The 15,868-nt window shown below is 58.4% G+C and carries 15 protein-coding genes; 6 read left to right on the plus strand and 9 right to left on the minus strand.

What is annotated here, in order from left to right; all coding sequences use genetic code 11:
• Positions 1-31: 31 nt before the first annotated feature.
• From HNQ72_RS17205 to HNQ72_RS17215, 3 genes are all read right to left on the minus strand, one after another.
• Positions 32-1,396 (minus strand): c-type cytochrome, encoded by a 1,365-nt coding sequence (locus HNQ72_RS17205; RefSeq protein WP_244654520.1) that lies wholly within the window; start codon positions 1,394-1,396, stop codon positions 32-34.
• A gap of 455 nt (positions 1,397-1,851) precedes the next feature.
• Positions 1,852-5,019: an efflux RND transporter permease subunit gene (locus HNQ72_RS17210; RefSeq protein WP_183993552.1), complete on the minus strand. Its 3,168-nt coding sequence runs from the start codon at positions 5,017-5,019 to the stop codon at positions 1,852-1,854.
• Positions 5,016-6,194, minus strand: a complete 1,179-nt coding sequence (locus tag HNQ72_RS17215) for an efflux RND transporter periplasmic adaptor subunit (protein WP_183993554.1) — start codon at positions 6,192-6,194, stop codon at positions 5,016-5,018. The genes HNQ72_RS17210 and HNQ72_RS17215 overlap by 4 nt, the downstream gene beginning before the upstream one ends.
• A 223-nt stretch (positions 6,195-6,417) precedes the next feature.
• Here HNQ72_RS17215 and HNQ72_RS17220 point away from each other — a divergent pair, with 223 nt between their 5' ends.
• Both HNQ72_RS17220 and HNQ72_RS17225 read left to right on the plus strand, forming a co-directional pair.
• Positions 6,418-6,609: a hypothetical protein gene (locus tag HNQ72_RS17220; protein ID WP_183993556.1), complete on the plus strand. Its 192-nt coding sequence runs from the start codon at positions 6,418-6,420 to the stop codon at positions 6,607-6,609.
• Positions 6,610-6,873: 264 nt separating this feature from the next.
• Positions 6,874-7,116: a DUF2188 domain-containing protein gene (locus HNQ72_RS17225; protein WP_183993558.1), complete on the plus strand. Its 243-nt coding sequence runs from the start codon at positions 6,874-6,876 to the stop codon at positions 7,114-7,116.
• A 104-nt stretch (positions 7,117-7,220) separates the two neighbouring features.
• Here the strand turns inward: HNQ72_RS17225 and HNQ72_RS17230 are convergent, their stop codons facing one another.
• Complete coding sequence (locus HNQ72_RS17230) at positions 7,221-7,733, minus strand: GlcG/HbpS family heme-binding protein (RefSeq protein WP_183993560.1); 513 nt, start codon at positions 7,731-7,733, stop codon at positions 7,221-7,223.
• Between the two features lie 144 nt (positions 7,734-7,877).
• Positions 7,878-10,346, minus strand: coding sequence for an MFS transporter (locus HNQ72_RS17235; RefSeq protein WP_246450417.1), 2,469 nt, complete (start codon positions 10,344-10,346; stop codon positions 7,878-7,880).
• 287 nt (positions 10,347-10,633) lie between these two features.
• Here HNQ72_RS17235 and HNQ72_RS17240 point away from each other — a divergent pair, with 287 nt between their 5' ends.
• Together HNQ72_RS17240 and HNQ72_RS17245 are read left to right on the plus strand one after the other, a co-directional pair.
• Positions 10,634-11,293 (plus strand): response regulator transcription factor, encoded by a 660-nt coding sequence (locus HNQ72_RS17240; protein WP_244654521.1) that lies wholly within the window; start codon positions 10,634-10,636, stop codon positions 11,291-11,293.
• A 146-nt stretch (positions 11,294-11,439) separates the two neighbouring features.
• A complete protein-coding gene (locus HNQ72_RS17245; RefSeq protein ID WP_183993564.1) occupies positions 11,440-11,802 on the plus strand; it encodes a response regulator in 363 nt (120 codons plus the stop codon).
• Between the two features lie 35 nt (positions 11,803-11,837).
• Here the strand turns inward: HNQ72_RS17245 and HNQ72_RS17250 are convergent, their stop codons facing one another.
• From HNQ72_RS17250 to HNQ72_RS17260, 3 genes are all read right to left on the minus strand, one after another.
• On the minus strand, positions 11,838-12,389 hold the full coding sequence (locus tag HNQ72_RS17250) for an ester cyclase (RefSeq protein WP_183993566.1): 552 nt from the start codon (positions 12,387-12,389) through the stop codon (positions 11,838-11,840).
• Positions 12,390-12,559: 170 nt separating this feature from the next.
• Entirely contained in the window at positions 12,560-13,027 is a 468-nt protein-coding gene (locus tag HNQ72_RS17255; RefSeq protein WP_183993568.1) for a DUF992 domain-containing protein, read from the minus strand.
• 184 nt (positions 13,028-13,211) lie between these two features.
• A complete protein-coding gene (locus HNQ72_RS17260; protein ID WP_183993570.1) occupies positions 13,212-13,763 on the minus strand; it encodes a helix-turn-helix domain-containing protein in 552 nt (183 codons plus the stop codon).
• 304 nt (positions 13,764-14,067) lie between these two features.
• Between HNQ72_RS17260 and HNQ72_RS17265 the strand changes: the two genes are divergently transcribed.
• The gene (locus HNQ72_RS17265) at positions 14,068-14,673 is read left to right on the plus strand and encodes a nucleotidyltransferase family protein (RefSeq protein ID WP_183993572.1); all 606 of its coding nucleotides are present in this window, start codon (positions 14,068-14,070) and stop codon (positions 14,671-14,673) included.
• Positions 14,674-14,923: 250 nt separating this feature from the next.
• Here the strand turns inward: HNQ72_RS17265 and HNQ72_RS17270 are convergent, their stop codons facing one another.
• Positions 14,924-15,298: a VOC family protein gene (locus tag HNQ72_RS17270; RefSeq protein ID WP_183993574.1), complete on the minus strand. Its 375-nt coding sequence runs from the start codon at positions 15,296-15,298 to the stop codon at positions 14,924-14,926.
• 330 nt (positions 15,299-15,628) lie between these two features.
• Here HNQ72_RS17270 and HNQ72_RS17275 point away from each other — a divergent pair, with 330 nt between their 5' ends.
• Complete coding sequence (locus HNQ72_RS17275; RefSeq protein ID WP_183993576.1) at positions 15,629-15,853, plus strand: hypothetical protein; 225 nt, start codon at positions 15,629-15,631, stop codon at positions 15,851-15,853.
• Positions 15,854-15,868 lie beyond the last annotated feature (15 nt).

The raw sequence follows: 15,868 nt of genomic DNA on the forward strand, positions 1-15,868 counted from the left end.
CGTGCCGTGCCTTTTCGCGGGCGGTCATCGATTAGCGTGCTTCGGAGATCTGCTTGGCGGTGACCGTCCCCGTTCGCCCGCTGAAGTGTTCGACGACGTAGTTCGCGAGCGCTGCCACATCTTCGTCCGAGTAAATCTTCGCAAATGACGGCATTGTCCTTCCCGGAGCTGCTCCATGGTCGGAGGAACCTTGTAGGACGACCCTCACCACGTTGCTTGCTGTCGGATCGCTGAGGGCATGCCCGCCGACGATCGCAGCGCGCGGATTGAACTGTCCTTCGCCGTCCCATCCATGGCAGCTCGCGCAGGCCCCGGCGTAGATTTGCTTTCCGGGTTGAGTATCGGAGGAAACCGGAGTCGACGCCGCGCTCAGTTCTTCTTCCTTGCGCCTCACCGCCTTGATATCGGGATCACCCGCTACAGCAGGGACTGTTCGGAGGTACGCCACAATGGCATCGATATCGGATGTGGGCAGCTTGCTGAGACTAAGGTCGATGGCCTCGCGCATCGGACCTGCTGCCACGCCGCGTCCTTTCGCATGCCCGGCCGACAGCATTCCCGCGATCTGTTCGTCGCTCCAGTTTCCAAGTCCGTATTCCTTGTCGGGAGTGATGTTCCAGGCTTTCCAGCCATCGACGTCACCGCCGGAGAGGGCGACACCCTGCTTCCGCTGGAACATCAGGCCGCGGGGCGTGTGACATTCGCCACAATGCGCCAAGGCTTCGACGAGGTACGCGCCGTCGTTCCAGATTTTGTCCCTGGCGGGATCCGGTTCGAAAGGCCCCCTCGGAACAAAGAGAAGCTTCCATCCGCGCATCAGAGGCCTCTGGTTGAACGGGAATGCTAGCGCGTTCTCCGGCGCGGCCTCGGTCACCGGAGCGAGGGTTGTCAGGTAAGCCCTGATGGCGAGGATGTCGTCCGTCGAGAGGAGCGCGTAGGAGGTGTATGGAAAAGCCGGATAGAGATCCTCGCCATGCTTGCCGACACCCGAGCGCATCGCCCTGACGAACTCGGCATCGCTCCAATCGCCGATTCCGACCGTCTTATCCGGCGTGATATTGGGCGAGTAGATCGTTCCAAACGGCAGCTTGAAGGCCAGACCGCCCGCGAAAGCCTTGCCGCTTTTGGTGGTGTGACAGGCGGCACAGTCCGCTGCGACGGTAAGATACTCGCCGCGAGCGATGAGCTCGGCTCCTGTTGGCTGGGCCTTGCTCGCCTGTACTTCCGGAAGCGCATGGGGCCAAAAGAAGAAGCAGGCCGCGCCTAAAAGGCCGACGACCGCGATGGTACAGATCCCGATTATGTATTTCCGCCAGCGTGCCATGGCCGCGCTTTTCCTTCTGAACTTCGGCGTTCCACTCGCACTCTGGATGCGCCCGCCGCTCCATTCCGTCATGCCGGGCGAACCCTTGGTGCTTCGAACTCACGTTCGCCCGGCGCTTAAATTATGAGAGGACGCGATTTCCCGCTTAGTGGATTGCACAATCCTGCACCCACGATGCGATGGTCACTGAAACCATCCTCTCTTCAGAGGTGTCGGGAAGACGGCGATCCCTGCTCTGACTGGGAGGGGCGGCAAAGAGCAGGGATCGCGAAGTCGCAGCCATGGCGGATGGTCTACGACTGGAAGGCGACGGGGACACCTTCGCGGAGAGGCGGTCGACAGGAGGAGGAGATCGACCGTGTTGCCTCGCCTGCATGTATAAGGCCTCGAATTCCGGTGAGTTTCTTGCAAGATTCGATTTTCCGGAAAGAACTTTTGTATGATCCGTCCTTGTGCTTGGGTTCTAAAGCAAGAAACGCCGACCTTGAGGGTCGGCATTTCTTGTACGAGCTGTCTTTAGAGATGTATCAGGCGGCGATCTTCATCTCGGTTTCGGCGGCCGGACGCCGCTTGTAACGCGATCTCAGCAGAACAAAGAACACGGGCGTGAGGAACAAACCAAAGAACGTGACACCCAGCATTCCCGAAAACACGGCGGTGCCCAGCGATTGCCGCAGTTCCGCACCCGGACCTTCGGCTATCATCAGCGGTACCACGCCAAGAATGAAAGCGAATGCCGTCATCAGGATCGGGCGCAGCCGCAGCTTGCTGGCGGTAATGGCCGCCTCTACTGCCGACGCCCCCTCTTCTTGCGCCTGTCTTGCAAACTCCACTATCAGGATCGCGTTTTTCGCGGCGAGCCCGATCAGGACGATCAGACCGATCTGAACGAGGATATTGTTGTCCAGGCCACGCAAATGCACGCCGATGAGTGCGGCAAGGATCGCGAGAGGCACGATCAGGATGATCGCGAGCGGCAGGGTCCAACTTTCATACTGCGCGGACAGGGCCAGGAACACAAAGATCACCGACAGGATGAAGATGTAGGTTGCAGTGTTTCCGGTATTACGTTCCTGGTAGGACAATTCGGTCCAGTCGAAGCTCGTACCGGGCGGCAGCACCTTGGCGGCTACCTGCTCCATCACGTCGAGTGCGCTCCCCGTAGAGACACCGGGTGCCGCGCTTCCCTGGATCGGAACCGATACGTACATGTTGTATCGCTGCACGAGAGACGGCCCCGTCGTATCCTTGATGTCGACCAGAGTGCCCATGGGAACAAGCGCCCCCGTTGCCGATCGTACCTTGAGGGCGAGGATGTCGTCCCTTTCCATCCGGTGGCTCTGTTCCGCCTGCGCCCTTACTTGATAAACTCGGCCGTAAGCGTTGAAATCGTTCACGTAAGAGGTTCCGAGGTTGATCGACAGAGCCTCGAAGATGTTCGGGATGGGAACATTCAGCGAGCGTGCCTTGTCGCGGTCGATGTCCAGGAAGTATTGCGGACTGGAGGCGCTGAAGGTGGTGAATACACCAGTCAGCCCCTTTGTCTTGTTGGCGGCTCCCATGACCTCGTAGGCGAGCGGGAGGATGCGCTTCATGTCGGAGTTATCGAGGTCCTTGATCTGCATCTTGAACCCGCCCGAGTTCCCCACGCCGCGGACCGGGGCAGGAGGAATTGCGATGATGAACGCTTCTTCGATCGGCTGGAGGCTGGCGTAGAGCTGGCCGATGAGCTTTTCGGCTGACTGTCCCTTCTTGAGGCGTTCTTCGAATGGGTCGAAGGTGGCAAAGATCAGCCCCTGGTTAGACGCGTTGGTGAACGTCGCTCCGCTAAATCCGGCAAACGAGGCTGTGTGGGCAACGCCCGGCATCTTGTTCATTATCGCAGAGGCACGCTTCACTACGTCATCGGTACGGCCCAAGGATGCGCCATCAGGAAGCTGGACGACCACCAAAGCGTATTCCTGGTCCATTGTCGGGATGAAACCCCGCGGCACGATCTGCGTCATGTAGAACGTGCTGCCCAGCAGCGCGAGGAACGCCACAATGGAAACTGCCAGCGCGAGCTTTGTCTGCACCATATGACGGACGATCCAGGAATATCCCTCACTGAGCCGATCGAAGCCGCCGTTGAATTTGTCTGCCGCCCACTGGCCGGAGCGGGCGAGGATTCCAGCAGATTTGCCGTGCTCGTGGGGGCGTAGAACGATCGCCGCCAGGGCGGGCGAAAGCGTTAGCGAGTTCAGGGCGGAGATCGCCGTCGCGACGGAGATCGTGACCGCGAACTGCCTGTAGAACTGTCCCGTGATCCCCGGAATGAACGCCGTCGGGACAAAGACGGCAATGAGAACGAGGGAGATGGCGACGACGGCTGTACCGACTTCGTCCATTGTCACATGCGCCGCCTGACTTGGAGTCAGTCCGTTCCTGAGATTTCGTTCGACGTTTTCGACGACAACGATCGCGTCGTCGACGACGATGCCAATCGCGAGAACGAGCCCAAAAAGCGAAAGCATGTTGAGCGAGATGCCAAAAGCCAGAAGGAACGCGAGCGTGCCGATCAACGATACGGGGATCGCGACGATCGGGATAAGTGCCGTCCGCCAGGATTGGAGGAACACGAGGACTACGATGGCGACGAGTACCGCGGCTTCAAAGATCGTCTTGTAGACCTCGTCGATGGATTCCGAGATGAACTTGGTCGGGTCATAGACGATCTTGTACTCGAGACCCGGAGGGAAGTTCTTGGCTTCGGTCTCCATGATTTTCCGGACCGAAGCCGCCGCTTCTAGGGCATTCGTGCCCGGACGTGCAAAGATGCCAAGGCCAACGGCCGGGATGCCGTCCAGATAACTGTTCGTGACGTAGTTTTTTGAGCCGAGTTCGATGCGGGCAACGTCCTGAAGCTGAACAAGTCGGCCGCTGTCCGTCGACTTTACGATGACATAGCGGAACTGGCGGGCGTCGCTGAAGCGGCCTTCGGTTCTCACCGTGTATTCGAACGCGTTTGTGTCTGCCGCCGGCGGGCTGCCGATCGAGCCGCCGGAGACCTGAACGTTCTGGTCGCGCAGTGCCTGCACCACGTCGCCCGACGTCATTCCGTAAGCGGAAAGCTTCTCGGGGTCGAGCCAGATACGAAGCGAGTATTCGCGTTCGCCAAACAGGGTAACGTCCCCCACCCCTTCGAGCCTGACGAGCTGGTCGCGAATGCGGTTGTGGCCGTAGTTCGAGATATAGAGTTGGTCATAGCGGCTATCCGGCGAAAGCAGGTGGACGACCATCATGATGTCCGGCGAGCTTTTCACTGTTGTCACGCCGAGACGACGGACGTCTTCGGGAAGGCGGGGTTCAGCGATCGCGACGCGGTTCTGGACGAGGACTTGCGCCTTGTCGAGGTCCGTTCCGAGCTTGAAGGTTACGGTGATCGACATCGCGCCGTCCGCGCTCGAGTAGGACGACATATAGAGCATGTCCTCGACGCCGTTGATCTCTTGCTCGATCGGGGTCGCGACGGTGTCCGCGATGGTCTGGGAATCCGCGCCTGGATAAGAGGTCCGCACCACGATCGTGGGCGGCGCGATATCAGGATACTGAGCGACGGGAAGGTTGAAGTAGGCGATCGCTCCGACGATCAACAGGACGATTGAAAGGACAGAGGCGAAAATCGGCCGCCTGATGAAAAAGTGCGAAAATCTCATTGGATCGCTCCCAGTACCGTGGCTTCCTGCGGAAGCTGTGTCATCTTGGGTGATACCTTCTGGCCAGGGCGAGCTCGCATCAGGCCATTTACGACAATCGTTTCATCGCCGTTGAGGCCCTCGCGTATCACTCGGTAACCGTAGAGCTTTGGTCCGGTCCGCACCGCCCTCGTCGTTATCGTTCCATCTTCTCCGACGATGTAAACGACCCGCTGGTTCTGGTCCGCCGAAAGCGCTTCGTCGGGAACGAGGATCGCGGAGTAAGCCTTCGACGCCCCCACCTCGATCCTGCCGAACAAACCGGGCTGGAGCACGAGATCGGGGTTCGCGAACCGAGCGCGTACGCGCATCGTCCCGGACTGGCTGTCTACCTTGTTCTCCGAGAAGTTCAGTTTTCCGTGGAAGGGCTTCGACGAACCGTCCGCGATTGTCACCGCCACGTCGAGACCGCCACCGCCTTCCTGCAGTGACTGCCCAGTCTCCCGTGCGAGTGCCGCGTAGGAAAGCAACCTCCGTTCATCGACGTCGAAATAAAAATCTATCGGATCCAGAGACACGATCGTCGTCAGTTCAGTTTGATCTGCCTGTACAAGGTTCCCGGGCGAGATCATGTGCCTGTCGATCCGACCGCTGAGCGGGGCAGTGATTTGGGTATAGTCCAAATCCAACTGAGCACGGTCTGCGCTCGCCTTTGCACCGCGCACATTGGCCTGCGCCGATATCCACTCGCGCCGCCGGTCGTCCAATACCGAAATCGACTGGCTGCCGTTGGTGGACAGCGCCTCCGCGCGATGGAACTGAGCCTCGGCATAAGTGAGGGTCGATTTCGCGACCTCAAGCGCCGAAGTCGCTTCCTCGAGCGCTGTTATGAATGGCCTCTGGTCGATCACGAACAGAGGGTCTCCGCTCTTGACGAGCGAGCCGTCCGTGAACTGAACCTTGTCGAGATATCCTCCGACCCTCGCGCGAACGAGAACCTCCTCCACCGCCTGGAACCTGCCGATGAAGTCGTCCTGCTCCGTGACCTCGCGGACCAACGGCTTGGCGACGGAGACAGGCGGGGGCGCTGAAATATCCTGTCCCAGCGTCGCAGTCGCGGAACAGAACGTGGCCAACGTCGCGAAGATGGCTGACTGCACATGCTTCCGCGAGCTGGCGGGTAGGTGACGTTTCATGGTCGGAGCCTTATCTCTCGAGGTATTTCCAAAGAGACATTCTGTCCACTGACCCCACACGGCTATTGTAACTTACGGCCTTTGCACGAACTTGGGGTCCGCGCTTTTGGACAATCCTATCCTCTTGAACCAGCTCCGCATCCACCTCGCCAATTCATACAATAACGGCCGGACCAACGATCATAGCTTTCGCTCATCAATGCCTCCAGAAAGGAGAAAATCGATGAGAGACAGCTATCCACCTGCCCCGGCCGGCTATGGCACAGGCCCCATGATCCTTTTCATCCTCTGCGTGATGGTCGGCATGCTCGGATATCTGGTCGCTTTCGGCGAGACATTCAGGGCGCGTCCCACACCTCGCATCTATATCGCTGACATGCCCGAACTCTACGAGCAGCCAGTCGCCAAGCGCTGACGTCCACTGGCGTAGTTCATCGGAAACAGGACGGAGATTTCTGTTGGCGGAAGCGGATGATGCAATGCCTGAGCTGCAGATCGCGGATGGCGCAGTCCCAGGAAGCCGAATCGACCAACGGCTGGTGAGCGCGCGCGTATTGGACAATCCCCCCAGTATGACCGTTGCTATTGTGAGGCTCCTAGGGGCGATGCAGATCTGCGTGGCACATGGTCAAAAACATAGCCGCGCTCCCCCGGAGCGCCTTATTCGAGGAGAGCCTCTTTGAAGATCACCTATCACGTCGCTCAACATGACGGGGGTTACGCCTACCGACTTGATAACGTCTGGTCTGAACCATTTGCGACACACCAGCAAGCGCTCAAGGCGGCCATGGCCGCGGCTGAGCGCCAGCATCTTGAAGGTCGCGACGCCGAGATCACATACCAGGCTGCGGACGGCACGTGGCGAAGCGAACACGCTCGGGGTGGCGATAGGCCGGAGACCGTCGTGGTGGATGACGGCTGATCCTAGCGCCTCCCCAAAAAATGCCCGTTGAGTTTAAACTCAGCGGGCATTTCCATATTTGAGCCAGCCGGAGTATCACTACGGTCGGGTCAGATCTTCCGCACTCATTTCGCGAACGCCGCTGCTCCGGCTTTAGCGACCGCTTCGTCCTGGTCCTTGTTGCCACCGCTCACGCCGATAGCCCCGACGACCTTGCCGTCAATCTTGAGCGGAATGCCACCCTGCATGACGACGTACCCCGACGACAGCAGCGCTGCCCTGCCACCGTTCGCCGCATTTTCCAAGTTACCCGTACTCTGCCAGAACGCGGCGGCGGTCTCGGCCTTGCCCTGTGCGATCTTTGCGCTCGCCGGAAACGCTCCGTCCATGCGTTCGGCAGCGACGAGCGCTCCCGAGTTATCGACCACGAAAATACTCGAGGGAGGGCCTTTTTGCGCTTCCACGATCGCTGCGGAAATCACCTTGCGCGCGGTGGCGGCATCGACTGCGACTGTCGATTGTGCATGAGCCTGCGCCTCCCAGGTCAAAACCAGACCGAGCGCACCCACTAGGATGGCACGGCGACGCTGAGTCTTTGACTGCACGGCTGGGAAAAGGTTGTCCACATTTGTTTTCATCGGAAACTCCATTTTCATTGCGAGGCGTCAAACGCCTCGAAGGCGCGCCACCGTAGTTTTTCTCACCGGCACGTTCTTGTAACTTCGGGTCACGACTAGAAGAGCCATCCGAGAAGACTGTCAGGCTCATCCGATAGCTTGCGATTATGCGCCCTGAGCCGCTGCCTGAGGCAGGTCTTGTTGTTCTTCAACCGAAAGCGGCATCACGATCTCGAAGATCGCGCCGCCGTCGTCGTGGTTTCGCGCGGTCAGCGACCCACCGTGGGATTCCACGATCGTTTTGCAGATCGCGAGCCCGATACCCATGCCCTCGTTTTTGGTCGTGAAGAAGGGATTGAAAAGCTTCGCTAGATTTTCCGGCGCGATCCCGGTGCCATGGTCACGGACTTGCAGCCTGACCATGTCCGGTTCTACAGCGGCCATCGATATGCTCAGGTCGCGCTGATCCACGGGCATGCCTCCCATCGCATGGAGGCCGTTTGTGATGAGATTTGCTACTACTTGTTGCATCTCAACTCTGTCGGCCAGAACAACCGGGTCGGAGATCGAGAAATCGGTTATCACTCTGGTCGAAGCGGTAATCAGTTCGCGGTCCAACAGCCCGAGTACCTCGGTGACTATATTCCTGAGATCGACGCTTTCGAGCCTTCGTTTGGTACCTCGAACTTGTTCCCGGGTGCGTTGAATGATTTCGCTGGCGCGCATGCTGTGCTTGATCGCACGCTCTGCCGCCGTCGAAGCGGCCTTGATATCCGGCGGGTTTGCCTGGAGCCAGCGCATGCAGGCCTGGGCGCTCATGACAACAGCGCCGATCGGTTGGTTCACCTCGTGGGCGATCGACGCGGAGATCGCGCCCACCGTCGCGACCCTGCCGACCCTTGCCAGTTCGTCCTGTGCCGCCATGAGAGCTTCCTTGGCCTGCTCGCGCTGTGTCACGTCGATCATCGCGCACGCGACGCGGTCGAAGGCGTCCTTGTCCTCCGGGAAGGCGATGACAAAGATGACGATGACCTCGTTGCCGGGGCTACGCAGAAGTCGTGCCTCCATCTCCACGCGGTCATCTCCCGAGCACATACCGAGTATGATAGCCTCCACCAACTCGCTATGCGCTGGAAGGAAGCGATCTATTGAGCCAAGGACCTCCTGCTCGCTCTCTCGGCCAAGTAGCAGGACGGTAGCGTCGTTGACGTCCACGAACTTCACAAGCCTCGAACTCTGGTTCACGAACTCCGGCGTGGCATCGAGATATGCACGCAACGCTGCCGGAGGATAGGCTCGTACCGCCTCCAGCCGCTTCCAAAGCATGGAAAGATCGACCTCGCAGAGTGAGACGTGGTTCTGCGCAAAGATGGAGCGATATCGTATCTCGCTCTGCGCCAACGCTCCCAATGCCTTTCGCCTTGCGCTCGCGTCGAAGGCGATCAGGCTCAACCCGCCAGTGATGGCGAGATAGAAACCGACAGCGACAAGCCCGCTGTATTGGGAAAGGGCCTGGGAGACCACGGGAGTCAGTGCCCCTCCGATGATGCCTCCGATGTTGAACGCGACCGATGTTCCAGAATAGCGGACCCGGGTCGGAAACAGGCCAGGGAGCCACGCGCCGAGTGGCCCATTCACGAAGCCCATCACCCAGAGGGAGAAAGCAAGATAGATGAAGATAACCACCAGCGACCCGCTTCCCAGCATAGGTGCGAGCACGACGCCTGAGATTATGGTGCCGACGCATCCGAAGATCAGAATACGCTCGGGATCGATGCGATCGGATAGCCAGCTCGCAACCACGATGCCCGCAGCCATAAACAGGATCGCCCCTAGCTCGACCATGAGGAACGAAGACCGGGTATAGCCCAGCTCCGAAGTGCCGTATCCGAGGGCGAAGGCCGTGACGACGTAGTAGAGCGAGAAGCAGGCGACGACGCCGAATGCACCGGATATCACCTGGTCCATATGCAGTCGGAAAATGTCGAGCAAAGGTACACGCGAAGGCTTCGACTTGCTTATCGCGGCGTGAAAGTCCCTCGTTTCGACGAGGTTGAATCGGATCCAGATGCCCATCCATACCAGTGGTGCGCTCAGGAGGAAGGGCACCCGCCATCCCCAGTCTGCGAACTGCTCTGGCGACAGTGTCAGCGTCAGAATCAGAAACAGGCTGTTCGCCAATAAGAAGCCGATAGGCGCGCCGAGCGGGGCGAACATCGCGTAACGCGCTCGCCATCCCTTGGGTGCATTCTCGAGCGCGAGGAGCGCCGCCCCTGTCCATTCACCACCGAGCGCCAGCCCCTGGCCAAATCTCAGCAGGCATAGGAGAGCCGGAGCGAGCCAGCCAGCGACGGCGTAGGTGGGCAACAGGCCGATTGCCGCCGTAGATGCCCCCATGAGAAGCAACGAAGCCACAAGGGTCGCCTTGCGCCCGACCCGGTCCCCGAAGTGGCCGAAAACCGCACCGCCGAGGGGTCGAGCTATGAACGCTATCCCAAAGCTGGCGTAGGCACCAATCAGCTCCATCGATGAAACGGATGCGGGAAAGAAAAGCGGGCCGAACACGAGGCTGGCCGCGGTCGCATAAATATAGAAATCGTAGAATTCGACGGAAGTGCCGACCAGACTCGACATGAGAATTCTGAACGTCATTCCGCTCGGCATAGGTTCGTCGCCGACGTATGGAGTATCGGACTGGGCTCTGACGTTCATGGATGCGGATCCCGGGATTTCTTTATATTTTCGGCCCTCCCAAACCTACCGAACTTTACAATAATGGAGGGTGGCCAGAACCTATCCTTATGGCTAGGTCGAGGTTTGCGCCCACGCGTAGTAACTATTTGCGGGAACAGTTGCGCAGGCTCCATTGTAACGTCGATGGAATGCGCCGCTTCCAATCGACAATTTTGAGGTCCTCGCCAATGTCGGCTGCAATAGGTAATCGGGCGAATGACGCCTCTGCTGCCAAAGCCGATACGCCATTGGTCGTCGTCGTGGACGATGATGACGGGATGCGCGATGGCCTGATGGACGTTCTGCGCTCGGTCGGCATCGATTCACTCGGGTTTTCTTCCACGACGGAACTTCTCGCGGAGCCGCTGCCCGACCGCCCCGGCTGCCTGGTCCTCGACGTGCGACTGCCCGGACTGAGCGGTCTGGACCTGCAGACAAAACTAAACGGCATGGGCAACAAGCTCCCGATCGTTTTCATGACCGGATATGCCGACGTCCCAATGAGCGTGCGTGCTATGAAGGCAGGAGCGACTGACTTCTTGACGAAGCCATTCAGGGACCAGGAGATGCTCGACGCTGTCTCAGTGGCCATCGAGCGAGACAGGTCGCGGCGTCTCGAACTCACTGCCGCCAATGAAGCGGTTAAGGCTGCATCCTCCCTTACCCCCCGCGAACATGAAGTGATGGAAGCCGTCGTCAAAGGCCTCCTTAACAAGCAGGTGGCTCATCTCCTCGACATTTCCGAAGTGACCGTGAAAATCCATCGCGGCAACGTGATGCGGAAAATGAACGTCACATCGCTTGCCGACCTGGTTCGCAAAGCCGAGATCCTCAAGTCGCTGGCCTGAGAGCGTCATTCGACGCCACCAATTCCGGCGGCCCGACGACTCCGTTCGCGAACGCGGCCTACCCATACAATCGTATTATTACAAATTCCCGCCAGTCCATCTAACTAGATGTCAAAGCCCGTATGTCGGGCAAAAGGAAACATCAGGTGTCTGGCGACAAAAAATCCGTTGCGATCGTCGACGACGACGAGGCGCTGCTCGAGGCCACTTCAGGCTTTCTCGAGTCCATGGGCTATGACGCCCTTCCCTTTAGCTCTGGGCGCTCGTTTCTCGCCTATGATCATATCGACCTTGTCGCTCTGTTGTTGACCGACATCAACATGCCCGAGATGACCGGGCTTGAGCTGCTTGATATCGTGAAGAAGCGTTGGCCGGAAATGCCGATCATAATGATGACCGCCCTGAAGGACGAAGTCATCAGGAGACGTGCGATCGCCGGCGGGGCTAAGGATCTTCTCCAAAAGCCGATTCTGGCCGACGACCTGATCAGGTGCATTGAGGAAGTCTGAGCTGACGATCACCGTGGCGAGATGAGATCCCGCGCTCACTCCCCGGAAATGACGCCGATCTGCTGAAGGAAGGTCAGATTGTCCTCCAGATGCCAGTTGTCGGTGATGCGCCCCTCACGGACCCTAAGGATGTCGGTCGCAATGAAGTCCACGGCTTCGCCGTTGCCTTGCCTGCCCATGAATTCGCCTGTGAAATGGCCCGTGAAGCGCAGGTGTGACACCACCCGGTCTCCAACGAAAAGTCGCTGCACGACTTCCGCACGAAGGTCTGGTACGGCGGCAAGAAACGCTTTCGACGCAATCACAGGGCCAGTCGGGCCCTGGGGTCGCCCTGCCGGAAGGGTGTGGTCCACGAAGTCTCTCGATATCGCGGCGTCGAGCAGCGCCTGGCTACCGTTATTCCAGAAGCCGTAGAAGTTGTCGGCGGCTGTGGCGCTTTGCGCGAAAAGCTTTCGGTCTGCCCCTCTTTCGAAGATGGTCTCGCGCGGCTGTGCGATCTGGACCGCCGTTTTGTCATCCACTTGGGCGGCACTCGCGAATGGGACGCTCAGGAAAAGGAGGCTGACCGAAAAAAGAGCGTTGCGCATGCGATAATATCCAGACGAGCTTTGTTACCGAACTTTGGTCGAGACAATGGGCTTTCGCGTTCCTCGTTTCTTGTAAAAAGCAGTTCCGGCGAGCATACGAGAAGTAGGCAAAGGCCGACGAAAATTGCTCGTCGGCCTTGCGTAGAACCATCATTTGGAAGAGCAAGCCCTCAGATGGCTGGCTTGAGGTGCAGCTGCGTGATCCCGACGGAGACATCAAGCCCTTCCCGTCCACTGACAGCGATCGGCTGCAGAGAAAATGTGCCGTGGGTTCCGCCCGTAAGGATAGCCGCGCCGCCGCCAACGCCGACTGCTGCCGCAGCTTCCACGCCACGATAGGTGCCCTCCAGGTCGAAGCTCTGCTGCCTGCTGAGCGCGGTGACGGCCCACACCATTTTCGCCTTCTCAACTTGGCCGATATCGAGCCCGAAATTGTCGATCAGACCCGCGTAGTGCACAGATGCACCCTGCTCGGATGGGAGGAAGAGGCAATTGACGTCCTGCTTCGAGCCGAGAACTTCTCCTGCGGAACGTGAAAGCTCGCATTCCAGTCGGCCGGCAACGAAATGTTCAGAAGCCGCAAAGGCAGGTTCGAAGGCTATGGCGGTAAGCGAGACGATTAGAAACGTGAAGCGCATGTGGGTTCCTTTCTGTTCAGTCGTGTTCTTTTGAATCTATGCTCTGGTCCCGCTCTCATGGAGCGCGGCGCTTCCGGTGGCGGAGCCACCTCAAACCAAAGCGGCTACCCGTCACTGACGATGTAAGGATGTCAGTCATGAGCTTGGTCAGCTTGTCGATTTCAGTTCCGCAAATTTGGTTTGGTCAATTGAGGCGCGCGGAGTTCGCTTCCCGGCGAGTGGACGAAGAGTGACTTGCCGAGACCGGGCGGTTCATGGAGCTGAAAGTGCGACGCCAGTAATTCGGTGTAGTTCCGAAGACCTTGCGGAAGGTCTTGCAAAGGTGGGCTTGGTCGGCCATCCCGCAATCCAAGGCAATCTCGCTGAGTGCTGCATCGGTTTCGATGATAAGCTCTTTTGCCAGCTCCATGCGGCGGCGAAGGACGTAGGTGTAAGGGCTCTCATTGTACGCCGTCTTGAAGACCCTGGAGAAATAGGTCTTGCTGAGCTTCGTCAGAGCTGCCAGTTCCTCGACCTTGATCGTCTCCGTCAGGTGTTCTTCGATGAACTGCATGATCTTGCGGCGCTGCCAGGGCAGCAGACGGTCACGCTGTACGACTTCCGAGGACAGGTCCGGTAACACCATCGGGGCATGGGGGACTGCGGGAACCGCGGCCGACAGATCGATATCCGAGACGATTGCCAGCGATGCCGCTGCGATGATCTTGTGGTCCTTGGTGGGGATATAGGCGCTCATCAGTGCTCTCCGTGATTTGAATTTCGATGAGCAGATGTTGCCTCCCCGGGGTTCTGAAATCTGTTCGGACCACCGTGTGTCGAGACCATACCTTCTGGTTAGACGTGGCAGGCCAAAGCGTGATCTCGATCTAACTTCCGGTGGGACTCTCGCGTTAGAGAGGCTGCGGGCGAGCGGTGAGGATCCCGGAGAGAAGAGACAATCCGGAATCACCTGCACCTTGATGGGCTGCCGGAATTTGCAAGAAAATCACCAGTGCTAGATATACGTTAGCGTAGCGTCAGCGCATGGGAGCGGTATCCAGATGGGGATGAAGGTTGCGATAGCGGTACTGGCCGCCGGGCGTTCAACCCGTATGGGCAGCTTCAACAAGCTCCTTTCCAGGTTCGGAGAAGTGCCTTTGGTGCAGCTGTCCATCACCCAGGCGATCGCCGCTGGCCGAGGTCCAGTATTCCTCGTAACGGGCCACATGGCTGACGAGATCCGTGAAGCGATCTCTGGTTTTCCTGTGACAATCGTTCACAATAGCGAATACGCTTCTGGACTCTCGTCTTCGATACGAACCGCGTTGCGCGTAATCCCGGACGACTGCGCTGGCGTGCTCATCCACCTGGCGGACATGCCACTCGTCACCGAAATCGATATAGCGGCGATATCCGACGCATTTATTTGCAATGAGGGTGGTGTAGTGGTGCGAGCTACGGCATGCGGCAAACCCGGAAACCCGGTCGTTCTACCAAGATCGTTATTCTCGGAGCTCTCGCTGCTTGAAGGCGACACAGGCGCGCGTGGGCTTATCGCGGCAAGCGAAATTCCCGTGATCGACGTGGAGATTGGCCGTGCGGCTTCGTACGACGTTGACACGCCCGAAGCCTTGGAAGCGGCTGGCGGCTTTAGACCTTCGCGTTGAAGTAACTGGATGGGTTGTCAATCGGCTCTGTTCCGATTGGGTCGTCAACGGAAGACCGCAACACAGCTGCCGACGATTAGTGAGAATGCCCAGATCCTTTTGACGGCTACAGGCGCTCCTCAGGTCGACGCGTCCAACGCCCCACACAATGGACTGGGCGCCAGGATAGTGATCCACCCAAACAATCGCAGCTGTTCGGTCGATATTTTAGCCCGCCCGTGCATCCGCAATCAAACTCCTGGAGCCGATATCACTTGGTCGGGAGCGTCCTGACAGTCAGTTTGTTCCCGTCAGGATCACGAAGATATGCCACGAACGATCCGTCGGGCCGCTCGGTTGGCGGACTCTCTATCGAGGTTCCACCGTGCGCGACCCCGGCCGTATGCCAAGCGACAACATGACCCTGGCTTTTAGCGACAATACCAATCGTTGCACCGTTCGCGACCGTTGCAGGGTTGCCGTCGATCGGCGTTGTGATCATCAATCGCCCGCCGTCGTGGGTATAGATTAGTCTTCCTCTCACATCCATTTCACCGGGCGAACCGTCCAACGAGAGGAACGTGGCATCGTAAAACCTCCTGGCACGCTCCAGATCGTTACTGCCAATCATGACATGGGTGAACATGCTTCATCTCCAATGAATTCTTGATATGTCCTATAGCCAGAAGATTATGCCTTAGTAATCGGTCGCTCACAAAATAGCGGATCGAAGGGGCATCTATCGGCCTGAGAGTTGTGAGATCGTCGATTTGGGCGCGTTCTCTCCCGGTAAGTCTGATGTCGGTTCAATCCGGAAGTCACCGGTATCCGCTGCGTTGCCGTCTTCGCGACCCAAGGATACAGCCCAGCAAATCACCACCAGCTATTCCAGGCCAGCATTGCACAATAAAAGTGGGGGCGTTTGCTGCAGATAAGATCACACGGCGCTTAGCTGGAACAAATGAGAGTCTTGGTTATGGATTGGGTACCTATAGTCTTTGTTACGTTTAAGGTCGCCGCTTTAGGTGCGGCGATGTTTTTCGCCATTAAGTGGCACTATGATCAAGAGAAGAAGGTGGACAAGCGAGCCATTTTAGGGACGGTCGGCAAAATGGCCGCAGTCTTCCTGTTAGCTGTACTAGGCGTGGGAACCATCGCGTTCGTCCTTGGCAGCATGCTTGGTTTGGACCTGGGCTTCTGATGAAGGCGTAATTGA

Origin of the sequence: Aliirhizobium wenxiniae (assembly GCF_014201355.1) — a bacterium.
GTDB lineage: Bacteria > Pseudomonadota > Alphaproteobacteria > Rhizobiales > Rhizobiaceae > Neorhizobium > Neorhizobium wenxiniae.